The following is a 26,464-nucleotide window of genomic DNA, read 5'->3' as shown; positions in this document are numbered from 1 at the left end:
GATCAGATCCTCGTCAGGGTGATGGGATAAGTGAATGAACCGCCCGGGGCGTTGTCGCACCCGACGTCGAAGGTCGAGACCATTTCCCCGACGAGCGTGTTGGCGTCCCAGCTGTAGACATCATGGGTGGGAATGGTTGGACCGTAATAGATGTCGCCGCAGCGCAGCCCAAAAGGATCGTCGACGGTCAAGCTGTAGCGACCGTCGACGAGGTTGGCCTCGCCGACGGGCTCCACTGCCTTGGCGATCGGCTGGGGGAGGAGCTGGATCTCGATGCAATCGTGCCGTTTCACGTTGTTCTCGCCCCGACACGGAGCGAGAGCCGACAACGCCCAGGTGTGGAAGTCTCGCCGATCCGGGATGCGCAGGTCGTAATTGCCGAACGGCATGACGGCGGAGGCAGGTGGCGCGAGGAGGATCGTCGTCGCCGCCAGGACCGTGCCCATGATTGTGCTCAGCAAACCGGATTTCAACGGCGTCCCCTCCAGGATTCAGCTGTTCGGCTGACTATAGAACTGATCGCACCCTGCTCGAGCCGGAATCGGAATCTCGCACTCAACCGCGAGAGCGCCATTCTTGTTCGCAGAGAATAGCATCCTCGGCCAATGGGCCGAGGATGCTATTCGTCGTGCCCGACGGCTCAGCGCGTGGGGTTGAACGTGATGTGCAGATCGGTCAGGCCGCGCAGGATGAACGTCGGCTCGTAGGTGTAGTGACGATCGTCGGCGGGCCCGTGGAACTCCTCGTCGATGGCGATGTCGGCCATCCGGTCCAGGATCCGCTCCAACGACACCCGGCCCTCGACGCGGGCGAGCGGGCCGCCCGGGCAGCTGTGCACGCCACGGCCGAACGCGATGTGCTCACGCACGTTCTTGCGATCCAGGCTGAAGGTATGCGGGTCCTCGAACCGGACCGGGTCACGGTTCACCGCACCCGGGCACACCATCATCGTGGTGCCGGCCGGCACGTCGATGTCACCGAGCTTGGTGTTCTTCTTGGCCAGCCGGAACTGGCTCTTGACCGGTGCGTCCATCCGCAGTGCCTCTTCGACGAAGACCGGGATCCGGCTGCGGTCGTCGCGCAGGGCCTGCTGGATGTCCGGGCGGTCGCCGAGCACGCGCAGCGAGGCCGACAGCAGCTTGGTGGTGGTCTCCTGGCCGGCGGCGAACAAGAATGTCGCCGACCGCACCACCTCGATGACGGGCGGTACGGAACCGTCCGGGTAGTTCGCCGTGGCCAGTGCCGTCAGCACGTCGTCGCGTGGTTCTTTGCGGCGGTCTTCGAGGTAACGGATGAACTTCTCGTCGAGCCATTCCAACGGATTGCTGGCAACAAGGTCACCATCGAGGGAGCCGACCTGGGCGCCGGGCCGAGGTGCGCCCAGCACCGTGCGGAATTCCTCATGGTCTTCTTCTGGCACGCCCAACATGTCGGCGATCACCAGGAGCGAGAAGGGTTTCGCGTAGGCGCTGAGGAACTCACACTTGCCGTCGGAGATGAAATCGTCGAGGCACTGGTCGGCCAGCCGCCACATGAAGTCCTCGTTCTCCTTCAACCGCTTGGGCGTGAGCAACCGGTTGAGCAGTGAACGGGCATCGGTGTGCTCGGGCGGGTCCATGGTGACCATGTGCTCGAACATCGGCATCTGCGAGCGGTGGGCGGCGATCTGACCGGTGATGTCGTCGCCCTCCGGGGTGAAGGGCAGCGGCGGAAACGGCCCGGCCACCGCGATGCACGAGGAATAGGTGTCGGTGTCCTTGAGGACCGTGGTGGCCTCCTCGAACCCGGTGATCGCCATGACACCGTAGTTGGGCTCCGTCACCACCGGACACTTGCTGCGCAGGTGGTCGAAGTAGGGGTGTGGGTCGGGGACCAACGACTGATCGGTGAAGTAATCGACCGTGTCGTAATCAGTCGTGCCGGAATCGGTCATTGCGTGGGCTGCCTTCCGAAATCGATATGCGCTGCGATGGTTTCGCGACGGACTGCGCCTCGCGAAGAATTTTCGAAGTTGCTGAGCACCTGCTTAGCACGGCGCTAGAGTCGTGGTCAAGATCACTGGACGAGGCGTTACGATCGGCCCCGGCCCACTTTGTGGTCGGGTGGAAGGAGAGTCGACTATGGCATCGGCGCGACGGATCGGGGCGCCGGACGCGAAGAACCGCGTGGTGCTTCTCGATGCGGCTGAAGAGTTGATGATCGAGGACGGCTATGCGGCGGTGACTTCGCGACGGGTTGCCGAGCGGGCCGGCCTCAAACCGCAGTTGGTCCACTACTACTTCCGCACCATGGACGATCTGTTCCTGGCGGTGTTCGTGCGGCGCGCCGAGGAGGGACTGGCGGTGCAGGCCGAGGTGTTGAAGTCCCCGCAGCCGCTGTGGGCGCTGTGGCGGTTGGGTACCGACCCCAGTGCGACCCGGCTGACGATGGAGATCATGGGCCTGGCCAACCACCGCAAGGCGCTGCGAGCCGAGATCGCTCGCTACGCCGAGCGATTCCGCGCTGCCGAAACCCAGGCGATCACCGACGCCCTGGATCGCTACGGCGTCGACGCCACCGACGTGCCGCCTGTGGTGTGGACCTTCCTGGCGGCCAGCGTGTCGCGAGTGATGGTGATGGAACAAGCCTTGGGCATGTCCGCCGGACATGCCGAGGTGCTGGCCTTCTGCGAGGGCTGGCTGCGCCAGCTCGAGGGCGAGCCGCAACCGTTCGAAATGCCGGCCTGAGTCTTCTCTGCCGACAAGACGCGAACGCTCTGCGAAACCGGTGTTTCGGGAAGCGTTCACGTCTTTCTCGCGAGCTGAAACTAGAGCGACAGGATGGTCGCGGAAGCGGTACCGGGGGCGCCGTAGACCTGAGCCAGACCGACTCGCGGGTTGCCCGGCACCTGGCGTTCGCCCGCCTCGCCGCGTAGCTGGCGGACCAGCTCGTGCATCTGGCGCAGACCCGACGCGCCGATCGGCTCACCGTTGGCGATCAGGCCACCGTCGGTGTTGATCGGGATCGATCCGCCGATCTCGGTGGCGCCGTCGGCCAGCAGCTTCTCTTGCTCGCCGTCGGCGCACAGTCCCGTCTCGGCCATGTGGATCACCTCGGCGCCGGCATCGGTGTCTTGAAGTTGGGCGACGTCCACGTCCTCCGGGCCGATCCCGGCGATCTCGTAGGCGGCCTTCGCCGCGTACACGGTCGGTGCCACGTCGGCCTCGGGCGGTGCCGAGGTGGCATGCACCTCGTAGGCGCCGAACGTCCGCGTACGAATCTCGCTGGCGCGCACGAAAACCGGCTTGTCGGTGTATTTGTGCGCGATGTCGGCGCGGCACATGATCACCGCGGCGGCGCCCTCGTCGGGTGCGCAGAACATGTACTGCGTCAGCGGGTAGTTCAGCGCCGGTGAGTTCAGGATTTCCTCGACCGAGATCTCCTTGCGCCGGAACGCATTCGGGTTCTTCGCACCGTTGCGGAAGTTCTTGTTGGCCACCCGGGCCAGGGTTTCCTGGCTGATGTTGTGGTCATGGAGGTACTTGTTGGCCTTCATGCCGAAGAACTTGGTGGTGACGAACTGCCCGTTCTGGGCGTACCACTGCGGCAAGGCCAGCTTGGCCGGGTCGTCGGTGAACGCGCCGCGGGGATGCTTGTCGAGGCCGACGGCCACGCCGATGTCGTACTTGCCCAACCGGATCGTGTCGGCGGTCTGCTGGATGGCGCTGGCCGAGGTGGCGCACGCGTTGAACACGTTGGTGAAGGTGATGCCGGTCAGCCCGACCAGACGGGTCACCGAGTCGGGATTGGACACCTCATAGCTACCGCCGAATCCGAACTGGATGTCCGTCCACTCCACGCCGGCGTCGGCCAGCGCCAACCGGATGGCTTCGGCACCCATCTGCACCGCGGGCTTGTCGAACCGGCCGAACGGATGCAGGCCGACGCCGATGATGGCTACGTCGTTGGTCATGTCGTTGGCCTCTCTCTACACCGGCTGGAAGGCGAAGGTGACAACCTGGTTGCCGTCTTCATCGGTCGTGAACGGGATCATGGTCAGCTCGGCGTCCATGCCGAACTGCAGCTTGGCCGGGTCGTTCTCGGTCAACCGGCCCTCGACGCGGATGACCGGGCCGCTGTCGTCGGCGAGTTCGACCAGGCCGACGCCGAAGGGCACGAAGTCCTTGCCGGTCGGACCGGCATACGGCGCGCCGGGCGGAAAGCCCTGCGTCGTCCATGCGACGACGGTGCCCCGACGGGGCAGCAGGAGGTCGGACGTATCGGCGCTGCTGCATTTGGGGCAGTGGTCCTGCACCGGGAAGACGGCGGCCCCGCAGTTGCCGCACTTGCTGCCGATCAGCTGCGGATTCTCGTCGGGCCAGGTGGAGATCTCGGGCGCCAGAGCGATCTGTGTTGACACGTCGCTGACGATAACCGGAAATGCAATTCTCGTCTAGTGAGAATCAGCTCTCGGTAGGCTTGCGGTATGGCTGATGTACTGCCCGGTGAAATCCGTCAGATCGGATACGTGGTCACCGATCTGGACGATGCGATCTCACGCTGGCTGCAGATGGGCGTCGGTCCCTGGTTCGTCATCCGCGACCTGCCGCAGCGGGTCACCTACCGCGGCGAACCGTGTGAGGTCCGACTGTCGCTGGCACTGTCCAACAACGGCGACCTCCAGATCGAGTTGATCCAGCAGCTCGACGAAAGCCCGAGCATCTTCACCGAGTTCGTCACCGCCACCGGCGGCGGATTCCACCAACTTGCCTACTGGGCAGACGATTACGACCACGCCATGGCCGCCCTCGCCGAGGCCGGGTGGCCGCAGGTGTGGGCCGGCGGTGATGAGGGAGTGCGCTTTTCCTACTTCGAACCGCCGATCGGCGCTGCCATCGTCGAGATCATGGAGCTCACGGACGCCTCGGGCGGTATGGCCGCCTTCGTGCGTCAGGCGAGCGAACGTTGGGACGGCAGCGATCCCGTTCGGGAACTGAGCGGCTGATGTTGGTCGAATGGCCAGTTGTGACACGCCTTTTCGCGCACATGACGTGTCACAAGTGGCCACTCGGCGGCTACTTGCCCTTGTTCATCACCTTGTCCGCGGCGGTCCAGTGCTCCTCCGAGCACCACAGCCGGGCGAAGGCCGCGACCGCCTCGGTGGTGGAGACCCCGTTGATGACCCGCTTGACCTCACCGGCCTGACGTCGGGCCAGGAGTTGCGCCGTCGAGCGCCAGGTCTCGGCGAACTCGGAGCGGGGGACCACCTGGTCGATCAGACCCACCTGCTCGGCTTCCCGCGCGCCGAGAATCCGGCCGGTGCCGGCCAGCAGCAGCGCGCGGCTGCGTCCGACGAGTGTGGCCAGCCGCTCGGCGCCGCCCCAGGCCGGCATGATCGCCAGCGCCACCTGGTTGAAGCCGATCTTGATGTCGTCGGCGGCGATCCGGATGTCTGCGGCCACGGCCACCTCGGCCCCGCCGCCGAGGGCGTGCCCGTTGAGCGCGGCGATGACCGGTCCGTCGAAAGCTGCGATGCGGTCACAGATCGTGCGCATGCGCCAGGCCATCTCGGAGGCCTCCAGTTCGGTCCGCAGCGCGGCCAGCTCCTTGAGGTCGCCCCCGGAGACGAACGCGCGATCGCCACCGCCGGTGATGGCCAGTGCCGACGCGCCGGCGGCACCGTCGAGCGCTTTGTTGAGCGCATCCATGGTGTCCAGCGAGATGGCATTGCGTGCCTGTGGCCGGTCGATCGTGATGATCGCCAGTTCGCCGTCGATTTCGAGGTCGACCATCAAACGTTCTCCAGTTTCGGGATTGGCATTCTCGTTTCGTGAGAATACCATCACCAATGTGCGCGACATCCCGGTTGAGCTGACCAAACGGTACGTCGAAAACGGGTGGTGGCGGCCCGAAACCCTGGGCCAGATGCTGGCCGACGGGCTCGCGGCCAGCCCCGATGCCGGCTTCCACGTGCACTCGGCAACGCGTCCGTATGCGGGCACCTTCGGCGAGGTCGAGCGCGCCGCGCGGCGGCTGGCCGCCGGGCTGCAGGCCCGCGGAGTCGGGCCCGGCGACGTTCTGGCCATGCAGCTGCCGAACTGGATGGAGGCTGCCGTCACGTTCTGGGCGTCGGCGTTCCTCGGCGCGGTGACCGTGCCGATCGTGCACTTCTACGGGCCACGGGAACTCGGCCACATCATGGCCACGGCGAAGCCGAAGGTGTTCATCACCACCGAACAGTTCGGCCGGATGACGTACCAGCCCGACCTGTGTGCCGAGGTGCCGATCGTCGGGCTGGTCGGTCAACCTTCCTTCACCGAGCTTCTCGCCGACGAGCCGATGAGCGGCACGCTGACCACGGATCCGGCGGCGCCGGCCCTGATCGCGTTCACCTCCGGAACCACCCGCGAGCCCAAAGGCGTCATCCACAGTCATCAGACGCTGGGCTTCGAAACCCGCCAGCTGCTCGAGAACTACCCGCCGAACCGGGGCCGCCAGCTCACCGCCACGCCCGTCGGACACTTCATCGGCATGGTCGGGGCCTTCCTCATCCCGGTGCTCGAAGGTGCCCCCATCGACCTGTGTGACGTCTGGGATCCCGGCAAGGTGCTCGAGCTGATCGAGGCCGACGAGCTCTCGATCGGCGGTGGGCCGCCCTACTTCGTCACCAGCCTGATGGACCATCCGAATTTCAACGATCGGCATCTGGCCCGGTTCACCACGGTTGGTCTGGGTGGCTCGACCGTGCCTTCTGCGGTCACCCGCAGACTCGCCGATCTGGGCCTGTTCGTGTTCCGGTCCTACGGCAGCACCGAGCACCCGTCCATCACGGGGTCGGGCGCCGGGGCGCCGGAGGCCAAGCGCCTGTTCACCGACGGCAACGTGCGTCCGGGCGTGGAAATCCGGCTCGGTCCGGACGGAGAAATCTTCAGTCGCGGGCCAGACCTGTGCCTCGGCTATACCGACGACGCCCTGACCGCAAAGCATTTCGACGCCGACGGCTGGTATCGCACCGGTGACATCGGAGTTCTCGACGAGGATGGATATCTGACCATCACCGACCGCACCACCGATCTCATCATCCGCGGCGGCGAGAACATCAGCGCGCTCGAGGTGGAAGAGGTGCTGCTGGCTCTTCCCGACGTGATCGAGGCAATCGTGGTGGCCGCTCCGGACGCACGCCTGGGTGAGCGCGTGGCCGCGGTGCTTCGAGTGCGCGACGGCGGCACCATGCCCACCCTCGATCAGGTGCGGGCCCACTTCGAATCCACCGGAGTTGCCCGACAGAAGTGGCCGGAGGAGTTGCATCTGGCCGAGGACTTTCCCCGCACGGCCAGCGGGAAGGTGCAGAAGTTCGTCATCCGTCAACAGATTGCTGCAATCGCCCGGTAGGCAGGCCTCAGGGCCAGCTGGGCATTGCGACTGCTACCAAGTGAGAATATGATTCTCTCGAATTGCAAAGGAGTTTTCCATGGGACAACTGTCGCATAGGGTCGACATTCCGTTTCCGCTGTTCGACGCGGACAACCACCTGTACGAGCCGCCGGAGGCGATGACCAAGTACCTTCCCAAGGAGTACAAGGACATCGTCCAGTACGTCGAGGTCAACGGCCGCACCAAGATTGCGATCGACGGACACATCAGCAACTACATCCCGAACCCGACGTTCTCGCATGTCGCCAAGCCGGGTGCGTGGGAGGAGTACTTCAAGTTCGGCAACCCGGACGGCAAGAGCAAGCGCGAGCTGTTCGGTGAGCCGATGCGGTCCATCCCGGCCTTCTTCGAGCCGGCTCCGCGCCTGGAGCTGATGAACGAGCTCGGCGTCGACCGCAGCCTGATGTTCCCGACGCTGGCCAGCCTGATCGAGGAGCGGCTGCGCGACAACCCGGTCGCCATCCACGTCATCATCCACTCGCTCAACCAGTGGCTGGACGAGGTGTGGGGCTTCAACTACCAGAACCGCATCTTCACCACCCCGGTGATCACTCTGCCGATCGTCGACAAGGCGATCGAAGAGCTGGAGTGGTGTGTGAAGCGTGGCGCCCGCGCCATCCTGGTCCGCCCGGCCCCGGTGCCCGGGTTCCGCGGCCCGCGCTCGTTCGCGCTGCCCGAGTTCGACCCGTTCTGGGAGCGCTGCGTCGAGTACGACGTGTTCGTCGGCATGCACTCCTCCGACAGCGGCTACTCGCGCTACACCTCGGAATGGGACGGCACGGTGCAGGAGATGCTGCCGTTCCAGACCAACGCCATGTCGATCCTCAACGAGTGGCGTCCGATCCAGGATGCCGTGGCGTCGTGGGTCATTCACGGCGCGCTGTTCCGCCACCCGAAGCTCAAGGTCGGCATCGTCGAGGCCGGTTCGAAATGGATGTTCCCGCTGCTGGATTCGATGGCCGAGGTGTACAAGAAGGCTCCCGAGGCCTTCATGGGCAACCCGATCGAGGAGATCAAGAACCGCATCTACGTCAGCCCCTTCTACGAAGAGGGCATCGATGACCTGATCAACCTGATCGGCGTGGACCAGGTGCTGTACGGCTCCGACTGGCCGCATCCGGAGGGCTTGGCCGAGCCGACGCACTACGTGACCGCGCTCGAGCATCTGGCCGTCGAAGATCAGGCCAAGATCATGGGTGGAAACCTCGGTCGCCTCGTCACCACCTAACGGGTGTCGAACTGGCAGACCATCCCCGAGATGGTCTTGAGTGCAGCGGACCGCTTCGGCGACACGGAGGCTGTCGTCGACTATGGCGACAATTCGGCCGGGGTCGACTATGGCGACAATTCGGCCGGGGTCGGCCATGGCGACAATGTGGCCGGGGTCGGCGGTCCGCTGCGCCTGTCTTTCACCGAACTCGGCGAACGCATCCGGAAAGCCGCGGGTGCATTCGCCGAGTTGGGCGTCGACAAAGGGGACCGGGTTGCGGTCTGGGCTCCCAATTCAGCTGAATGGATCATTTCCGCCTTCGGGATCATGGCTGCCGGCGGCATCCTGGTCCCGGTCAACACCCGATTCAAGGCCGACGAGGCCGCCGACGTGGTGGCCCGCAGCGGTGCGAAAGCCGTGCTGGTCCAAAAAGGGTTCCTGGGACAGGATTTCGCGTTCTCGGGGTTCGATCTCGATGTGCCGGTCATCGATCTGAAGTCGGACTTCCTCGACAGCGGCAACCCGTTCATGCGGGAGGTCGAGTCCACCGACATCGCCGATGTCATCTTCACCTCGGGTACCACCGGCCGGCCCAAGGGGGCGATGATGAACCATCGCCAGACGCTGCGGGCCTACGAGGAATGGGCCACGCTGGCGGATCTGCGCGAGGGTGACCGCTATCTGATGATCAACCCGTATTTCCACACCTTCGGGTTGAAGGCCGGTTTGGTGGCATCGTTCCTGCGGGGCGCGACGATGCTTCCGGTCGCGGTGTTCGACGTCGACAACGTCGTGAAACTGATCGAGCGTGAGCGCATCACCATGCTGCCGGGACCTCCGACGCTGTATCACTCGCTGTTGGCCGTTCCCGACCGCGACCGCCTGGCGACGCTGCGGGCGGCCGTGACCGGGGCCGCCGACATCCCGGTGGAGTTGATCCGACGCATCCGTGACGAATTGCCGTTCCAGACCTTGATGACCGGCTACGGCCTCACCGAAGCGGGCAACGTGACGTTGTCCCGGCCCGGTGACAGTGCCGAGGAGGTCGCGACCACCGCCGGCCTGCCGTGTGCCGACGTCGAGGTGCGGATTGCCGACGATCACGAAGTGTTGGTCCGGGGATACAACGTGATGCAGGGCTACCTGGACGATGCGGCCGCGACCGCCGAGGCGATCGACGATGACGGTTGGCTGCACACCGGAGATCTTGGCGAGTTCACCGATTCGGGCCGCCTGCGGATCGTCGGCCGGAAGAAAGACATGTTCATCGTCGGCGGATTCAATGCATACCCCGCCGAGATCGAGGGGTTCCTGCTGGAGCATCCGGCGATCGCGCAGATCGCGGTGATCGGCGTGGCCGACGAGCGGATGGGCCAGGTCGGCAAGGCGTTCGTGGTGTTACGCGACGAGCCGGATGTTTCCGGGATCGGTGCCGAGGAGCTGATCGCCTGGAGCCGCGAGCGCATGGCCGGTTACAAGGTGCCCCGCTATGTGGAGTTTTTGGACGAGCTGCCGCTCAATGCGACCGGCAAGGTGATGAAGAATCAGCTTGAGGCGCGGATCTCGGCCGGTCCGGGTTAATCGCACGCACAGCCCGTAAACATCATTTCCGCAGCTAAATCGACATTTAAAGGGCCGCTGTCAATGATGTACCCTCGGGTCACTACCGCAAACTGATAACGTAATTCTCGTTAAGCAGGCTGCTGAACGGAGAGGAGGTCGGCATGCCGTCCCGCAAGCCTTCGTCGCCGGTGATCGATACTAGCGAAGATGACGCATCGCATGGCGATGCCCTCGATCTGGCCGAGCAGGCTGAAGCCGAGGCCGCCGAGGCCGAGGCCGTGGCGGTCGCTGCGCGCGCCAGGGCTCGGGCCATCCGGTTGCGCAACGAGGCCGACCAGCTCGCGCGACGAGAGTCCGAAGGCCGATCGGCGGCGGAAGTTGTCGAGCCCGATGATGCTGAAGCCCCCGACGACGCCGAGGCCGGGTCGGCGGTCGATGATGTGGACTCATCCGAAGCGGAGCTTCTGACCGCCGAAGAATCTGAGTTACCGGCCGCAGAAGCTTCTGACGGGAAGGCACGTCGAGGTCTTTCGTGGCCGAGTCGCCGCATCTGGAAATTCCTGGCGTTCGGCGTTTCCATTGTGCTCATCCTGGCGCTGCTGGCCGCCAGCGGTTTCATGTTCTGGCACCACCGCAATGCGTTGGCTGATCAGCGGCGCGCAGCGGAATTCTCAGCGGCGGCCCGGCAAGGTGTGGTCACCTTGATGTCGCTGGACTTCAATCACGCCAAAGACGACGTCCAACGCATCATCGACAGCTCCACCGGTCAGTTCAAAGAGGACTTCCAGGCGACAGCTGACGATTTCATCAAGGTGGCCGAATCATCGAAGGCCGTCACCGAAACCACGGTGAATGCCACCGCGATCGATTCGATGACCGACGACTCTGCCGTTGTCCTGGTCGCAGCGACGTCGCGGGTCACCAATGCCGCGGGCGCAAAGCAGGATCCGCGGAACTGGCGCCTCAGCGTGACCCTGAACAGAGATGGTGACCAGATGAAGCTGTCGAAAGTTGAGTTTGTGCCGTGACGTTGGACGAAGACACCGGCGTGGCCGATGAGTCGCCGACCGCCACGTTCGAAGACGAGCGGGACACGATCGAAGAAACAGTTCAGTCCGCCGACGAAATCGGTGTCGACGAGGCCGAGACCAAGGTTGAACCGGCCGAGTCAGGCGGCCTGCTCGGTGGTGCTCTCCAAGCACTGAAGCGCAGAGTTGTCCCAGTCGTCCTCGGTGTGGCGCTGATCGCGTCGGCCGCATTGGCGTTGGTTTTGTACTTCACGATGTACAAATCGGACCAGCAGACGGACACCCAGGCTGCCGACGCAGTGGTACAGGCCGCTTCCGATGGCACCGTGGCGCTGTTGTCCTACGCCCCAGAAACGCTGGATCAGGATTTCGGCAAGGCCAAGTCGCACCTCACGGGCGATTTCCTCTCGTACTACACCGACTTCACGACGAAGGTCGTCACGCCGGCTGCGCAGCAGAAGAAGGTGAAGACGACCGCCAAAGTCGTCCAGGGAGCGGCGATGGACGTGAAGCCGGAGTCTGCGGTGGTCTTGTTGTTCATCAACCAGACCACCACGAGTCAGGAACTCCCGGATGGCTCATTCGCGGTGAGTGCCGTCAAGGTCGGGATGAACAAGATCGACGGTAACTGGCTGATCTCGTCGTTCGATCCGGTGTAGGGCACTCAGTCCTGGGCGTGACGTTCATATGCCCACCGTTCCAGCCAGTTCTGCAGTTGATGCACACCAAGTGCGGTGACGATCGCGCATGCCGCGGCGAGGCTGAGCAGTAAGCCGCTCACGGCCGGCACCCCGCGCTGTCGTTGTGGTGCCTACTGCCATGTGTCCGTCCGGCACGGGGGCTGAGCTGCCTCGGAGTCGTGCTGTCGGTGGTGTTCGACAAGGACCGCTGGATGGCCCGATAGCGGTCGCGCTCGGCGCTGCACCAGGGTTCGCTCCAGCCTTCGAGCAGGTCCCTGCTGCGCAACAGCCGGTGCAGCGTCGGGTGGGTGATCGCCGGTACCGGGCGTCCCTCGACCGGGGCCATCGCGTCGTGCAGTGCGATCGCCTCATGCCAGTCGACCTTCACCTCGGGTGCCAGACTGACGTATTGGTGTCGCACGACGAGCAGCGCGTCGGCGCCCACCGGGCGTAACCGCCACAGCGCCGAGCGCAGTGAGGACACCGCCTTGTCGGGCGGGCTGTCCGGCCACAGCAGGTCGCAGACCCAGCCACGGTGTAGTTCGCGGCGCTTGACCGCGGCCAGCGCGACCAGCCGGCGACATGAGGGCGGTAACACCAACGGCTCCATGTCTCGGTATACGGCGAATTCGCCGAGAAGGTTCAGGCTGAATTGCTTGGACACACACTCATGGTCGGCGGTCGGTGCGGCGGTGACATCAGTAGTGCACTACCTGTGTTTCGACGACGTGGTCCGTTCTGATGCGATGGAATGCATCGACGGCGGCGACGAAGGGACGATTCAGGTTGAACGACGAGATCCCGCACCAGGTACGGGCCCACCGGCTGAGCCGGATGTCCGGCCGTGACCCGCACGAGCAGCACCGGGTGGCCACACCGTTGGAACTGCTCTTCGACCTCACGTTCGTGATCGCTTTCGGGGTGGCTGCCTCGCAGCTCGCCCATCTGATGGCCGACGGGCACGTATCTGCGGGGCTGGCGGGCTTCGGGTTCTCCGCGTTCGCGATCTGGTGGGCATGGATGAACTTCACCTGGTTCGCCTCTGCCTACGACACCGACGACTGGATCTACCGCGTGATGACCATGGTGCAGATGGTCGGCGTGATCGTCCTGGCGCTCGGCATCCCTCCGGTGTTCAGCTCGATCGAACACGGTGGGCACGTCGACAACGCGGTGATGGTGGCCGGTTATGTGGTGATGCGAATTGCGTTGGTGGGGCAGTGGTTACGGGCAGCCGGCCAGGATCCGGCACGGCGTGCGGCCTGCCTGACCTACGCCTGCGCCGTCGTCGTCGCCCAGATCGGGTGGGTGCTCCAGATCTTCGTGCAGACCTCGGTCACGGTGTTCTTCTGTACTGCTCTGGTGCTGATGGTCGTGGAGGTGAGCGGGCCCGTTCTGGCCGAGCGGCGGATGGGCGGCACCCCGTGGCATGCCCATCATGTGGCCGAGCGGTACGGGTTGCTGGCGATCATCGCGCTGGGCGAAGGCGTCGTCGGCACGGTGGCGTCCCTGACGGCCGCGGTCGGCGAGCATGGTTGGTCCACTGATGCGATCGCGTTGGTGGCCGCGGGTATCGGGCTGACGTTCGGGATGTGGTGGGTGTACTTCCTGGTGCCGGCCGGTGATCTGTTGCATGCGCGGCGCGCGCTGTCATTCTGGTATGGCTATCTGCACCTGGCGGTGTTCGGTGCCATCGTGGCCACCGGTGCCGGGTTACACGTGGCGGCCTACTTCGTCGACGGCGAATCGCAGCTGAGTTCGACCGGGACCGTTCTCGCGGTGGCGATTCCGGTCGGCATCTATCTGGTGTCGATGTTCGTCATCTACTCGCTGCTGATCGGTCAGGTCGATGTCGTCCACCTCCTGTTGCTGGTGGTGGCTTCGGCGGCGTTGGTGGCCGCGGTGGTGCTGGCCGCGCAGGGCACATCGATGACGGTGTGCCTGTTGGTGATCACCGCGGCGCCCGTGGTGGTCGTCGGCGGCTTCGAGGCGGTCGGGCACCGGCATGCCGCTGCGATCGTCGGCCGGCGTCTCGGGACTCACCCGCCCGGGTGAGTTTCGAAGCTCTCCAACAGCATTCGTTCCTGTTCGGCGGCGAGCAGCCGGCGCGTCTTATGGCGGGTGATCAAGATTCCGATCGTCGCCAAGAGCCACACCGCGTACTGCACCGACCAGGCCAGGCGGAACGACGCAAAGGAATAGCTGTCCTCGCCGGACAGGATCAGGCCCATGGCCTGCATCACCAGCAGAGCCGCCAGGAAGCCACCCATGTTGACCATGCCCTGTGCAGTGCCCAGGTTGTGGCTCGGGTTGAAGGTTCGCGCGAAGTCGAAGCCGACCATCGAACCGGGGCCCCCTACCGAGATGACGACGATGAGGACGACCAACAGCCACATCGGCGCCGGGCCGGGCAGGGCCAGCACCACGGTCCACACCAGCGCGTTACTGGCGATGATCCACAGCACCAGGCGCGACCGGCGGTGAGGGTGACGGCCCGTGACGATGCCGATCATGATCCCGGCGGTGATGGCCGCCACCACCGAGATGGTCAGCAGTGATCCCGCGGCGGCCTCGGAAAGACCCTGTGCCTCCGTGAGATACGGGACCCCCCACATCAACGCGAACACCGTCACCGAGAACTGGGTGCCCATGTGGGTGAAGAAGCCGAGTCGGGTGCCCGGCCGAAGCCAGACGGCTTTCGTGCGAGACAAGGTGGCGCGCAGTGAGATCGGTTCGGTTGTGAGGGTCGATCCATGCGGTGTGTTCCGCACCAGTGCCAACACCAGCACGATCACCAGGAGTCCGAAGGCCGCGACCGACAGATACGCCGGCGTCCAGCCGGCGCCGGTGAGGATCGCCAGGAAGGGGACCGCCGAGAGAACCTGCCCCAGCTGACCGCAGATACCGGTGAGCTGGGACACCAACGGGACTCGCACCGGCTCGAACCAGTACGGCACCAGGCGCAGAACCGAGATGAACGTGAGTGCGTCGCCCAGGCCGACGACGGCCCGAGCCCCGATGGCCGCGGGCAGTGATTCGCTGAGCGCGAGGACGAGCTGACCGCTGGTCATCAGGGCGGCGCCGCAGACGATGAGCACGCGGGAACCGAAGCGGTCCAGGAGCAGCCCGGCGGGCACCTGGGCAGCGGCGTAGACGATGACCTGCAGCACGACGAACGTGGACAGCACGCCGGGGCTGGCGGCAAATCTGTCCGCGGCCTGTAGCCCCGAGACGCCAAGGGTGGTGCGGTCGAGCACCGCGATGATGTAAGCGAGTAGCCCGGTCGCCCAGACGATCCAGGGTCGCACGCGGGCACCTTTCGTCGAATTGTCTCGGTCGGCAGACATCCATGCTCCCGCACCGCAAGCGTCGAAGCGAACGGACTCCTTTGTCGCCGTTGTGAATTTGATCCTCGGGCCGGGATTCTTCGGTTGAAGTAGTTGGCTGAAACTGCATAGCTACGTCCAGTTGGAGGTGTCCGATCCGGCATATCCGCAGTTGGCAGCGTCAGAACTGAGATTTGCCGGTACCTCGACGCGTGTGTCCGTAATTCGCTCGTGATATTGAACCCAGGGTAGGGTGGCGACATGAATCGCTGTTCGATCCGATGTGGAGGACGTCGGCTTGGTTGAGTACCGCCTAGAGGATCTGGCCCGCATATCCGGCGTCAGCGCTCGCAATATCCGGGCCTACCGGGAACGCGGGCTGCTGGACTCGCCGCGTCGTGTCGGGCGTTCGGCCTATTACGACGAGCGGCACGTGGCCCAGCTGGCGGCGATCACGCAGCTATTGACGAAGGGCTTCAACTCGGCGCATATCGCCGACTTTTTCGACAGCCTGCGGCGCGGGCAGGATCTGGCGGACGCGCTGGGGCTTCACGTCTCGGCGTGGCAGCGCCGTGCACGCCCTCTGAGTCTGGATCCCGGCGATGGGGACGTGCGGACGCTCGTCGCCTGTGGGTTGGCGCGCATCGTCGACGGCGCCGTGGAGCTGACCGACCCGGCCTTGGCTGCGTTCGTCGACGGCGCCGACGATCCTCGGGGCTGCGTCCGGATCATGGCTCACCTCGTGAGGTCGACAACGCCGGCAATCGACCACCTCGCCGAGTCGACCGCTGCGCTGCTCGCCGAATGCCAGGTCAGCTCATCCTGTGCCGGCATGGCTGAGTTGGTAGAGGCGGTGGTCTCGGCCAGAATGCGGGGGGCATTGCGGTCCGGGCTCGCCACCGCCGAGTAGCCCCGCGCCGCGACCGCCATCCGTTCGACGATGCGCGCGGGCAAAAAGTTACCGAGAAGTAAGATAATCCAGCAAACTTTTCGCGCGGCCGGTTGGGATTCGCTAGACAGAAACAGCCCGATTGTCTGCTGGTTCACAATGCGTTCGCGGCGGCAGATGTGGCGAGAAATTTAGATAACGATTCGATAACAATACTGCCTTGATCTGCGCAGTTGTGCCTACTCGACCGTAACCACCTGCCAACAGGACGTTTGTCCCGAATGCGTTGAGCCCCCGTTGAACACCGCGTGACGTTACCGCCGGTTACCCATGCGTAGAACTCACCAGTAACCAATCTGGACGGAAAACACGGGCCTCCTCTTATGACACTCTTAGTAGGGCAGGAATGCGAGAGACACGGTCCCGAGAGGTCCGGTGTAACCGCGTTCCGCACCTGATTCGACGCTGAATCGCCGTTGGCCTGTCGCCCGGGCAGCCACACCGCCCCAGACAGACACGCATAACCACCGCGACAGCCACCCGCGAGAACTTCACCGCAGAACCGCAGCAGCACCGAGGAGATAGCGCCAGTGACGATCTACGAACACGACCGGGTTTCCGCCGGACGCAACGACGACTCCGGATCCGACGATCGGCAGGCCGACTCCACCCATGCCCTCGTCGACCGGCTCAGCGCCGGCGAGCCCTACGCGGTCGCTTTCGGGGGCCAGGGCAGCGCCTGGCTGGAAACGCTCGAAGAGCTGGTGTCCTCGGCCGGTATCGAGTCCGAACTCGCCACGCTGGCCGGCGAGGCCGAGTTGCTGCTCGAGCCGGTTGCCGCTGAGCTCCTCGTGGTTCGGCCCATCGGGTTCGAGCCGCTGCAGTGGGTCCGCGCGCTGGCTGCCGAAGAGCCCGTGCCGTCCGGCAAACAGCTGACCTCGGCCGCGGTATCGGTGCCCGGTGTGCTGCTCACCCAGATTGCGGCCGTGCGCGCGCTGGCCCGCCAGGGCATGGACCTCGCGGCGACCCCTCCGGTCGCCGTCGCCGGTCACTCCCAGGGCGTGCTCGCCGTCGAGGCGTTGGCGGCAAAGGGCGCCAAGGACGTGCAGCTGCTGGCCCTGGCACAGCTGATCGGCGCGGCGGGCACGCTGGTGGCGCGTCGCCGCGGCATCACCGTGCTGGGTGACCGGCCGCCCATGGTGTCGGTGACCAACGCCGAGCCCGAGCGCATCTATGAGCTGCTCGAGGAGTTCAGCCAGGACGTCCGCACGGTGCTGCCCCCGGTGCTGTCCATCCGCAACGGCCGGCGTTCTGTGGTGATCACCGGCACGCCCGAGCAGTTGTCGCGCTTCGAGCTGTACTGCAACCAGATCGCTGAGAAGGAAGAAGCCGAGCGTAAGAGCAAAGTCCGCGGTGGCGCGGTCTTCGCGCCGGTCTTCGACCCGGTGCAGGTCGAGGTCGGTTTCCACACCCCGCGTCTGGCCGACGGGATCGACATCGTCGGCCGCTGGGCCGAGGCCGTCGGAATCGACGTCGAGCTCGCGCGCGAGATGACCGAGGCCATCCTGGTCAGCCAGGTGGACTGGGTCGACGAGATCACCGACCTTCACGAAGCCGGCGCCCGCTGGATTCTGGACCTGGGCCCCGGCGACATCCTGACCCGCCTGACCGCTCCGGTGGTACGCGGACTGGGTATCGGGATCGTGCCTGCCGCCACCCGCGGTGGCCAACGCAACCTGTTCACCATCGGCGCGGTGCCCGAGGTGGCCCGGCCATGGTCCAGCTACGCCCCGAGCGTGGTGAGCCTGTCCGACGGCTCGGTCAAACTCTCGACCAAGTTCACCCGGCTCACCGGACGATCCCCGATCCTGTTGGCCGGTATGACGCCCACCACAGTGGACGCCAAGATCGTCGCTGCCGCAGCAAACGCCGGCCACTGGGCCGAACTCGCCGGCGGCGGGCAGGTCACCGAGCCCATCTTCAACGACCGCATCGCCGAGTTGGGCGAGCTGCTCGAGCCCGGCCGGGCGATCCAGTTCAACTCGTTGTTCCTCGATCCCTACCTGTGGAAGCTTCAGGTCGGCGGCAAGCGGCTGGTGCAGCGTGCCCGTCAGTCCGGTGCGCCGATCGACGGCCTGGTGGTCACCGCCGGCATCCCCGACCTGGAAGAGGCCGTCGAGCTGATCGAGGAGCTCAACGACCTCGGCATCAGCCACGTGGTGTTCAAGCCGGGCACCGTCGAGCAGATCCGCTCGGTCATCCGGATCGCCGCGGAGGTGCCCACCAAGCCGGTCATCGCCCACATCGAGGGCGGCCGCGCCGGTGGCCACCACTCCTGGGAAGACCTGGACGATCTGCTGTTGGCGACGTACTCCGAGCTGCGCAGTCGGTCGAACATCACCATCTGCGTCGGCGGCGGCATCGGCACCCCGGAGCGGTCGGCCGAGTACCTGTCCGGCCGGTGGTCCGCCGCGCACGGTTACCCGCTGATGCCGGTCGACGGCATCCTGGTCGGCACCGCTGCCATGGCCACCCTCGAGGCCACCACCAGCCCACAGGTCAAGCAGCTGCTGGTGGACACCAAGGGCACCGAGGCCTGGGTGGGCGCCGGCAAGGCCTCGGGCGGCATGGCCTCCGGGCGCAGCCAGCTCGGCGCCGACATCCACGAGATCGACAACACGGCATCGCGTTGCGGCCGGTTGCTCGACGAGGTGGCCGGTGACGCCGACGCGGTGGCCGCCCGTCGCGACGAGATCATCGCCGCGATGGCCAACACCGCCAAGCCGTACTTCGGCGATGTTGCCGAGATGACCTACCTGCAGTGGCTGCGCCGCTACATCGAGCTGGCCATCGGTGAGGGCAACAGCACCGCCGACTCCAAGCGTGACGACTCGCCGTGGCTGGACATCACCTGGCGCGACCGCTTCGAGCAGATGCTCAAGCGTGCCGAAGCCCGTTTGCACGCAAAGGATTTCGGCCCGATCGAGACCGTGTTCGATTCCGGTTCGGACGGCTCGCAGCTGTTGGAGGACCCGAAGGCCGCGCTGACCGCGCTGGTCTCGGCCTACCCGGACGCTGCTTCGGTGCAGCTGCACCCGGCCGACGTCCCGTTCTTCATCGAGCTCTGCAAGACGCTGGGCAAGCCGGTCAACTTCGTGCCGGTGATCGACAAGGACGTGCGCCGCTGGTGGCGCAGCGACTCGCTGTGGCAGGCCCACGATGCCCGTTACGACGCCGATCAGGTGTGCATCATCCCCGGCACCGCCGCGGTGGCCGGCATCACCCGGGTCGACGAGCCCGTCGGTGAGCTGCTCGACCGGTTCGAGCAGGCCGCCGTCGACGAGGTGCTCGCGTCGGGCGCGCAGCCGCAGGCTGTCCTGTCGCGCCGGCAGGGCCGCAGCGACGTCACCGGTCCACTGGCCGTGCTGCTGGACGCGCCCGACGTGTTGTGGGCCGGACGCACCTCGGTCAACCCGGTGCACCGGATCGCTCCCGCCGCGGAGTGGTTGGTCCGCGAAGGATCTGCAAAGCGTTCGGCTTCTCACCCGTCCACCGGCGCCCGGCTCGAGGTCGCCGACGATCGGCATGTGGTGCTGTCGGTGCCGCTGTCGGGAACCTGGATCGAGATCCGGTTCACGCTGACCGAGGCCATCCGCAGTGGCGGAGCCCCGGTGGTCGAGGTCGCCGACGCCGCGACCGCCATGCGTTCGGTGCTCGCCATCGCCGCCGGTGTCGACGGTCCCGACGCGTTGCCGCCTGTCGTCGACGGGACCGCCACGGTCACCGTCGCCTGGAACCCCGAGCAGGTGGCCGATCACACCGGTGTCACCGCCACCTTCGGTGCCCCGCTGGCGCCGACGCTGACCGTCGTTCCCGATGCTCTGGTCGGCCGGTGCTGGCCGGCCGTGTTCGCCGCGATCGGCAGCGCCGCCACCGATTCCGGTTTCCCGGTCGTGGAGGGCCTGCTGAGCCTGGTGCACCTCGACCACGCCGCTGCGCTGTTGGCCCCGTTGCCGACCGATCCGGCTGAATTGACCGTCACCGCAACGGCTTCGGCCGCCACCGACACCGAGGTGGGCCGGGTGGTCCCGGTCTCGGTGACCGTTCGCTCTGCCGACGGTACGGAGCTGGCCAAGTTGGAGGAGCGGTTCGCGATCCGAGGCCGCACCGGTGCCGCCGAACTGACCGACCCGGTCCGGGCCGGTGGCGCGATCTCGGACAACGCCACCGACACCCCGCGCCGACGTCGGCGCGATGTCACGATCGGTGCCCCGGTGGACATGCGGCCGTTCGCCGTGGTGTCCGGTGACCACAACCCGATCCACACCGACCGGGCGGCGGCGTTGCTGGCCGGTCTGGAAGGTCCGATCGTGCACGGCATGTGGCTGTCGGCCGCCGCCCAGCACGTCGTCACCGCCACCGACGGCAAGCCGGTCCCACCGGCCAAGCTGGTCGGTTGGACCGCCCGTTTCCTGGGCATGGTCAAGCCGGGCGACGAGGTCGACTTCCGCGTCGACCGCGTCGGAATCGACGTCGGCGCAGAGGTTGTCGAGGTTCAGGCCCGTATCGGCTCGGAGCTGGTGATGGCCGCGACCGCGCGACTGGCTGCGCCCAAGACCGTCTATGCGTTCCCCGGCCAGGGCATTCAGTCCAAGGGCATGGGCATGGAGGTCCGTGCTCGGTCCAAGGCCGCCCGCAAGGTGTGGGATACCGCCGACAAGTTCACCCGCGAGACGCTGGGCTTCTCGGTGCTGCACGTGGTCCGGGACAACCCGACGTCGCTGATCGCCTCCGGTGTGCACTACGAGCATCCCGAAGGCGTGCTGTACCTGACCCAGTTCACCCAGGTCGCCATGGCCACCACGGCCGCTGCCCAGGTCGCCGAGATGCGTGAGCAGGGTGCGTTCGTCGAAGGCGCGATCGCGTGCGGTCACTCCGTCGGCGAATACACCGCGCTGGCATGCGTTTCCGGCGTGATCGAACTCGAAGGTCTGCTGGAGGCGGTGTTCCACCGCGGTTCCAAGATGCACGACATCGTGCCGCGCGACGAGCGGGGCCGGTCCAACTATCGACTGGCAGCAATCCGGCCGTCGCAGATCGACCTGGCCGACGAAGACGTCGAGAGCTTCGTCGCCGAGATCGCGGCGAATACTGGAGAATTTCTTCAGATCGTGAACTTCAACCTGCGTGGTTCGCAGTACGCGATCGCCGGCACCGTGCGCGGTCTGGAGGCGTTGGAGGAAGAGGTCGAGCGTCGTCGCGAGATCAGCGGCGGCAAGCGGTCGTTCATCCTGGTGCCCGGCATCGACGTGCCGTTCCATTCCAGCGTGCTGCGGGTGGGGGTGGACGACTTCCGGCGCAGCCTGGAGCGGGTGCTGCCGCGCGACCGCGACCCGGAACTGGTTGTCGGACGCTACATTCCGAACCTGGTGCCCCGGCCGTTCACGCTGGACCGCGACTTCATCCAGGAGATCCGCGACCTGGTGCCGGCCGAGCCGCTCGACGAGATCCTCGCCGACTACGACACGTGGCGTAACGAGCGGCCGATCGAGTTGTGCCGCAAGATCGTCATCGAGTTGCTGGCCTGGCAGTTCGCCAGCCCGGTGCGCTGGATCGAGACCCAGGACCTGCTGTTCATCGAAGAAGCCGCCGGCGGACTCGGTGTCGAGCGGTTCGTCGAGATCGGCGTGAAGAACGCGCCGACCGTCGCCGGCCTGGCCACCAACACCCTCAAGCTGCCCGAGTACGCCCACAGCACGGTCGAGGTGCTCAACGCCGAGCGTGATGCCGCGGTGCTGTTCGCCAGCGATACCGATCCGGAGCCGGAGCCGGAGGCGGAGGAAAGTCCCGCGTCGGCTCCTGCCGCTGAAGCCGCGCCCGCGGCTGAGGCTGCACCGGCCGCCCCGGCTGCACCGGCCGCCCCGGCAGCGCCGGCCGCTCCGTCGGGTGGCCCGCGCCCCGAGGACATCACGTTCGACGCGGCCGACGCCACGGTGGGTCTCATCGCCCTGAGCGCCAAGATGCGTATAGATCAGATCGAGGCGTTGGACTCCATCGAGTCCATCACCGACGGTGCATCCTCGCGGCGCAACCAACTGCTGGTCGACCTCGGTTCAGAGCTGAACCTGGGTGCCATCGACGGCGCCGCCGAGGCCGATCTCGGTGCGCTCAAGGGACAGGTCAGCAAGTTGGCCCGCACCTACAAGCCGTTCGGTCCGGTGCTCTCGGACGCCATCAACGATCAGCTGCGCACGGTGTTCGGGCCGTCGGGCAAGCGCCCGGCGTACATCACCGAGCGGGTCACCAAGACCTGGGAGCTGGGTCCGGGCTGGGCCAAGCACGTCACCGTCGAGGTGGCGCTGGGCACCCGTGAGGGCAGCAGCGTGCGCGGTGGTGATCTGGGCAGCCTGCATCCCGGGGCTCTGGCCGACGCCGCCGGCGTGGACAAGGTCATCGACGCCGCGGTCGCCGCGGTCGCTGCCCGTCAAGGCGTGGCCGTGTCGCTGCCCTCGGCCGGCGGAGCCGGTGGGGGAGTGGTGGATTCGGCTGCACTCGGTGAATTCGCCGAGAAGGTCACCGGACCCGACGGTGTGCTGGCCTCGGCCGCGCGCACGATCCTGGGCCAGCTCGGACTGGACGCACCGGTGGGTGCCCCCGAGGTCGCGACCGACGCCGAGCTGATCGACCTGGTCACCACCGAACTCGGTTCGGACTGGCCGCGATTGGTCGCCCCGGCGTTCGACGCGAAGAAGGCCGTCGTATTCGACGACCGCTGGGCCAGCGCCCGTGAGGACCTGGTCAAGCTGTGGCTCGCCGACGAGGGTGAGATCGACGCCGATTGGCCGCGGCTGTCCGAGCGCTTCGAAGGCGCCGGCCATGTCGTTGCCACGCAGGCGAACTGGTGGCAGGGCAAGGCGCTGGCGGCCGGTCGCACCATCCACGCTTCGCTGTTCGGTCGCATCGCGGCCGGTGCCGAAAATCCCGGAACGGGTCGGTATTCCGGCGAGGTTGCCGTGGTGACCGGGGCGTCGAAGGGTTCGATCGCTTCGTCGGTCGTCGGGCAGCTGCTCGACGGCGGTGCCACCGTCATCGCCACCACCTCGCGTCTGGACGACGACCGGTTGGCGTTCTACAAGGCGCTCTACCGCGACAATGCCCGCTTCGGCGCCACCCTGTGGGTGATCCCGGCCAACATGGCGTCCTACTCCGACATCGACAAGCTGGTCGAGTGGGTGGGCAGCGAGCAGATCGAAAGCCTTGGGCCGCAATCCATCCACCTCAAGGACGCGCAGACACCGACGCTGCTGTTCCCGTTCGCCGCGCCGCGCGTGGCCGGGGACCTGTCGGAGGCCGGTTCGCGCTCCGAGATGGAGATGAAGGTGTTGTTGTGGGCCGTGCAGCGGCTCATCGGCGGCCTGTCGACGATCGGCGCCGAGCGTGACATCGCCTCGCGGCTGCACGTGGTGCTGCCGGGCTCGCCCAATCGAGGCATGTTCGGCGGCGACGGCGCGTACGGCGAATCCAAGTCCGCGCTCGACGCGTTGGTGAACCGCTGGAGTGCGGAAGCCTCGTGGGCCGAGCGCGTCAGCCTGGCGCACGCCCTGATCGGCTGGACCAAGGGCACCGGGCTGATGGGGCACAACGACGCGATCGTCAGCGCGGTCGAGGAGGCCGGCGTCACCACCTACAGCACCGCGGAGATGGCAGCCATGCTGCTGAACCTGTGCACGGTGGAGTCCAAGGTGGCCGCGGCCAACGCGCCGATCAAGGTGGACCTGACCGGTGGTCTGGGTGACATCAAGCTCGACATGGCCGAGCTGGCCGCGAAGGCGCGTGAGGACATGGCAAGCGCCGCATCAGAAGACGAGGAGGAGGACGGCGGCAGAAACACCGTTGCCGCGCTGCCGTCCCCGCCGCGGGGATACAACCCGGCACCGGCGCCGGAGTGGGCCGACCTCGACGTCGATCCGGCCGACCTGGTGGTCATCGTCGGTGGGGCCGAACTCGGGCCGTACGGCTCGTCGCGCACCCGCTTCGAGATGGAGGTCTCCGGCGAGCTGTCGGCGGCCGGTGTGCTGGAGCTGGCCTGGACCACCGGGCTGGTCAAGTGGGAAGACGATCCCAAGGCCGGCTGGTACGACACCCAGACCGGTGAGCTGGTGCCCGAATCGGAGATCGTGGAGCGCTACCACGACGCCGTGGTGGAGCGCTGTGGCATTAGGGAGTTCGTCGACGACGGCGCGATCGACCCCGATCACGCCTCGCCCCTGCTGGTCAGTGTGTTCCTGGACAAGGACTTCAGCTTCGTGGTGTCCAGCGAGGCCGATGCCCGGGCGTTCGTGTCCTTCGATCCGGAGCACACCGTGGCCCGGCCGGTGCCGGACTCGTCCGACTGGCAGGTGATCCGCAAGGCGGGCACCGAAATTCGGGTGCCGCGCAAGACCAAGCTGTCGCGCACGGTCGGCGCCCAGATCCCGACGGGCTTCGACCCGACGGTGTGGGGCATCACCCCGGACATGGCCAATTCCATCGACCGGGTGGCGCTGTGGAACATCGTCGCCACGGTGGATGCGTTCCTGTCCTCGGGCTTCACCCCGACCGAGCTGATGCGTTGGGTGCACCCGAGCCTGGTGGCCTCGACGCAGGGCACCGGCATGGGCGGCATGACCTCGATGCAGACCATGTACCACGGCAACCTGCTCGGTCGGGCCAAGCCGAACGACATCCTGCAGGAGGTGTTGCCGAACGTTGTTGCGGCACACGTCATGCAGAGCTACGTCGGCGGCTACGGCGCGATGGTCCACCCGGTCGGCGCCTGCGCCACCGCGGCCGTCTCGGTCGAGGAGGGCGTGGACAAGATCCGGCTCGGCAAGGCCGACCTGGTGATCGCCGGCGGCTTCGACGACCTGACCCTGGAAGCCATCATCGGCTTCGGTGACATGGCGGCCACCGCCGACACCGAGATGATGCGTGCCAAGGGCATCAGCGACTCGAAGTTCTCCCGCGCCAACGACCGTCGTCGTCTCGGCTTCCTGGAAGCTCAGGGCGGTGGCACGATCCTGCTGGCCCGCGGTGACCTCGCCGCCAAGATGGGCTTGCCGGTGCTGGCGGTCGTCGGTTACGCGCAGAGCTTCGCCGACGGTGTGCACACCTCGATCCCGGCTCCGGGCCTCGGTGCCCTGGGCGCCGGGCGCGGCGGCAAGGATTCGCAGCTGGCCCGATCGCTGGCCAAGCTGGGTGTCGGCGCCGACGACATCGCGGTGATCTCCAAGCACGACACCTCGACGCTGGCCAACGATCCCAACGAGACCGAGTTGCACGAGCGGCTGGCCGACTCGATGGGACGTTCACCGGGCGCGCCGCTGTTCATCGTCAGCCAGAAGACGCTGACCGGGCACGCCAAGGGCGGCGCGGCGGTGTTCCAGATGATGGGTCTGTGCCAGATTCTGCGTGACGGCGTCATCCCGCCGAACCGCAGCCTGGACTGCGTCGACGACGAGCTGGCCACCTCCGGCCACTTCGTCTGGGTGCGCGAAACCCTCGACCTGCGTGGGAAGTTCCCGCTCAAGGCCGGTCTGGTCACCAGCCTCGGGTTCGGTCACGTGTCGGGTCTGGTTGCCCTGGTGCACCCGGAGGCGTTCATCGCGGCGCTGGATCCGGCCGAGCGCGACGAGTACCGCAAGCGTGCCGAACAGCGCACGCTGGCCGGTCAGCGTCGACTGGCCGGGGCGATCGCCGGTGGCCGGCCGATGTACGAGAAGCCTGCCGACCGCCGGTTCGATCACGACGCGCCGGAGAAGCGTCAGGAAGCCGCGATGTTGCTGAACGCGGACGCCCGGCTCGGTGATGACGATCTCTACGTCCGCTAAGGTCGCGGCGTGGCGATTGTGGGCGTAGGTATCGATCTGGTTTCCATTCCGGATTTTGCCGAGCAGGTAGACCGGCCGGGAACGGTGTTCGCCGAGACGTTCACACCAGGTGAGCGCCGGGACGCCGCGGACAAGAGTTCGTCGGCGGCCCGGCACCTGGCGGCCCGGTGGGCGGCCAAGGAGGCCGTGATCAAGGCCTGGTCGAGTTCCCGGTTCTCCAAGCGCCCGGCCCTGCCCGAGGGAATCCACCGCGACATCGAGGTGGTCACCGACATGTGGGGCCGACCCAAGGTGCGACTGTCCGGTGACATCGCCAAGCATCTGGAGACGGTGACCATCCATGTGTCGTTGACCCACGAGGCCGACACCGCGGCCGCCGTCGCGATCATCGAGGAGCTCTAACCCCCTGCACCGCGAGACATCCCTGGGAGCTAAGTGTCAAGCGGCGGCTTGTGCGCGGTGTGCCCAGGCGGTGTGTTCGTCGTA

Annotated in this window: 18 protein-coding genes; 11 read left to right on the top strand and 7 right to left on the bottom strand. The window is 66.4% G+C overall.

The window, feature by feature from the left end; translation table 11 throughout:
- Window positions 1–2: 2 nt before the first annotated feature.
- Window positions 3–446, bottom strand: a complete 444-nt coding sequence (locus A5740_RS20395; RefSeq protein ID WP_076197014.1) for a hypothetical protein — start codon at window positions 444–446, stop codon at window positions 3–5.
- A 194-nt stretch (window positions 447–640) separates the two neighbouring features.
- Entirely contained in the window at window positions 641–1,933 is a 1,293-nt protein-coding gene (locus A5740_RS20390; protein WP_076197012.1) for a cytochrome P450, read from the bottom strand.
- A 187-nt stretch (window positions 1,934–2,120) separates the two neighbouring features.
- Between A5740_RS20390 and A5740_RS20385 the strand changes: the two genes are divergently transcribed.
- The gene (locus A5740_RS20385) at window positions 2,121–2,726 is read left to right on the top strand and encodes a TetR/AcrR family transcriptional regulator (RefSeq protein WP_076197010.1); all 606 of its coding nucleotides are present in this window, start codon (window positions 2,121–2,123) and stop codon (window positions 2,724–2,726) included.
- 80 nt (window positions 2,727–2,806) lie between these two features.
- On the opposite strand, the gene A5740_RS20380 is transcribed toward A5740_RS20385, so the two are convergent.
- A complete protein-coding gene (locus tag A5740_RS20380; protein ID WP_076197008.1) occupies window positions 2,807–3,952 on the bottom strand; it encodes a thiolase family protein in 1,146 nt (381 codons plus the stop codon).
- Between the two features lie 15 nt (window positions 3,953–3,967).
- Complete coding sequence (locus tag A5740_RS20375) at window positions 3,968–4,399, bottom strand: OB-fold domain-containing protein (protein ID WP_139335258.1); 432 nt, start codon at window positions 4,397–4,399, stop codon at window positions 3,968–3,970.
- Between the two features lie 66 nt (window positions 4,400–4,465).
- Between A5740_RS20375 and A5740_RS20370 the strand changes: the two genes are divergently transcribed.
- Window positions 4,466–4,984, top strand: coding sequence for a VOC family protein (locus tag A5740_RS20370; protein ID WP_076197004.1), 519 nt, complete (start codon window positions 4,466–4,468; stop codon window positions 4,982–4,984).
- 70 nt (window positions 4,985–5,054) lie between these two features.
- On the opposite strand, the gene A5740_RS20365 is transcribed toward A5740_RS20370, so the two are convergent.
- The gene (locus A5740_RS20365; RefSeq protein WP_076197072.1) at window positions 5,055–5,771 is read right to left on the bottom strand and encodes an enoyl-CoA hydratase/isomerase family protein; all 717 of its coding nucleotides are present in this window, start codon (window positions 5,769–5,771) and stop codon (window positions 5,055–5,057) included.
- Window positions 5,772–5,829: 58 nt separating this feature from the next.
- Here A5740_RS20365 and A5740_RS20360 point away from each other — a divergent pair, with 58 nt between their 5' ends.
- From A5740_RS20360 to A5740_RS20340, 5 genes are all read left to right on the top strand, one after another.
- Window positions 5,830–7,371 (top strand): AMP-binding protein, encoded by a 1,542-nt coding sequence (locus tag A5740_RS20360; protein WP_076197002.1) that lies wholly within the window; start codon window positions 5,830–5,832, stop codon window positions 7,369–7,371.
- 79 nt (window positions 7,372–7,450) lie between these two features.
- A complete protein-coding gene (locus A5740_RS20355; RefSeq protein ID WP_076197000.1) occupies window positions 7,451–8,641 on the top strand; it encodes an amidohydrolase family protein in 1,191 nt (396 codons plus the stop codon).
- 30 nt (window positions 8,642–8,671) lie between these two features.
- The gene (locus tag A5740_RS20350; RefSeq protein ID WP_217696704.1) at window positions 8,672–10,204 is read left to right on the top strand and encodes a FadD3 family acyl-CoA ligase; all 1,533 of its coding nucleotides are present in this window, start codon (window positions 8,672–8,674) and stop codon (window positions 10,202–10,204) included.
- A 299-nt stretch (window positions 10,205–10,503) separates the two neighbouring features.
- The gene (locus tag A5740_RS20345; RefSeq protein ID WP_371454778.1) at window positions 10,504–11,214 is read left to right on the top strand and encodes a hypothetical protein; all 711 of its coding nucleotides are present in this window, start codon (window positions 10,504–10,506) and stop codon (window positions 11,212–11,214) included.
- 2 nt (window positions 11,215–11,216) lie between these two features.
- The gene (locus tag A5740_RS20340; protein WP_371454779.1) at window positions 11,217–11,873 is read left to right on the top strand and encodes a twin-arginine translocation pathway signal; all 657 of its coding nucleotides are present in this window, start codon (window positions 11,217–11,219) and stop codon (window positions 11,871–11,873) included.
- 118 nt (window positions 11,874–11,991) lie between these two features.
- Here the strand turns inward: A5740_RS20340 and A5740_RS20335 are convergent, their stop codons facing one another.
- The gene (locus A5740_RS20335; RefSeq protein ID WP_076196994.1) at window positions 11,992–12,558 is read right to left on the bottom strand and encodes a transcriptional regulator; all 567 of its coding nucleotides are present in this window, start codon (window positions 12,556–12,558) and stop codon (window positions 11,992–11,994) included.
- Between the two features lie 170 nt (window positions 12,559–12,728).
- On the opposite strand from A5740_RS20335, the gene A5740_RS20330 reads away from it, so the two are divergent.
- Window positions 12,729–13,949 (top strand): low temperature requirement protein A, encoded by a 1,221-nt coding sequence (locus A5740_RS20330; RefSeq protein WP_139335261.1) that lies wholly within the window; start codon window positions 12,729–12,731, stop codon window positions 13,947–13,949.
- Here A5740_RS20330 and A5740_RS20325 read toward each other — a convergent pair.
- Complete coding sequence (locus A5740_RS20325) at window positions 13,934–15,202, bottom strand: nitrate/nitrite transporter (RefSeq protein ID WP_076197068.1); 1,269 nt, start codon at window positions 15,200–15,202, stop codon at window positions 13,934–13,936. The genes A5740_RS20330 and A5740_RS20325 overlap by 16 nt on opposite strands.
- Before the next feature lie 301 nt (window positions 15,203–15,503).
- On the opposite strand from A5740_RS20325, the gene A5740_RS20320 reads away from it, so the two are divergent.
- The 3 genes from A5740_RS20320 (at window position 15,504) to A5740_RS20310 (ending at window position 26,380) form a co-directional block, all read left to right on the top strand.
- On the top strand, window positions 15,504–16,130 hold the full coding sequence (locus A5740_RS20320; RefSeq protein ID WP_254849265.1) for a MerR family transcriptional regulator: 627 nt from the start codon (window positions 15,504–15,506) through the stop codon (window positions 16,128–16,130).
- Between the two features lie 569 nt (window positions 16,131–16,699).
- Window positions 16,700–25,978 carry a type I polyketide synthase gene (locus tag A5740_RS20315; protein WP_076196990.1) on the top strand — a complete coding sequence of 3,093 codons (9,279 nt, stop codon included), beginning with the start codon at window positions 16,700–16,702 and terminating at the stop codon, window positions 25,976–25,978.
- A gap of 9 nt (window positions 25,979–25,987) precedes the next feature.
- Complete coding sequence (locus tag A5740_RS20310) at window positions 25,988–26,380, top strand: holo-ACP synthase (protein ID WP_076196988.1); 393 nt, start codon at window positions 25,988–25,990, stop codon at window positions 26,378–26,380.
- Window positions 26,381–26,464: the final 84 nt, after the last annotated feature.

This window comes from Mycobacterium sp. GA-1841 (assembly GCF_001954135.1).
Lineage (GTDB): Bacteria > Actinomycetota > Actinomycetes > Mycobacteriales > Mycobacteriaceae > Mycobacterium.
The sequence above is the reverse complement of the archived record's forward strand: the minus strand, read 5'-3'. Positions and strand labels throughout refer to the sequence as shown.

Bases quoted from the DNA above. Each gene is read 5' to 3' on its own strand.
- A5740_RS20385 (WP_076197010.1), top strand. From the start codon at position 2,121: ATGGCATCGGCGCGACGGATCGGGGCGCCGGACGCGAAGAACCGCGTG.
- A5740_RS20355 (WP_076197000.1), top strand. From the start codon at position 7,451: ATGGGACAACTGTCGCATAGGGTCGACATTCCGTTTCCGCTGTTCGAC.
- A5740_RS20380 (WP_076197008.1), bottom strand. From the start codon at position 3,952: ATGACCAACGACGTAGCCATCATCGGCGTCGGCCTGCATCCGTTCGGC.
- A5740_RS20370 (WP_076197004.1), top strand. From the start codon at position 4,466: ATGGCTGATGTACTGCCCGGTGAAATCCGTCAGATCGGATACGTGGTC.
- A5740_RS20395 (WP_076197014.1), bottom strand. From the start codon at position 446: ATGGGCACGGTCCTGGCGGCGACGACGATCCTCCTCGCGCCACCTGCC.
- A5740_RS20350 (WP_217696704.1), top strand. From the start codon at position 8,672: ATGGTCTTGAGTGCAGCGGACCGCTTCGGCGACACGGAGGCTGTCGTC.
- A5740_RS20330 (WP_139335261.1), top strand. From the start codon at position 12,729: ATGTCCGGCCGTGACCCGCACGAGCAGCACCGGGTGGCCACACCGTTG.
- A5740_RS20390 (WP_076197012.1), bottom strand. From the start codon at position 1,933: ATGACCGATTCCGGCACGACTGATTACGACACGGTCGATTACTTCACC.
- A5740_RS20365 (WP_076197072.1), bottom strand. From the start codon at position 5,771: ATGGTCGACCTCGAAATCGACGGCGAACTGGCGATCATCACGATCGAC.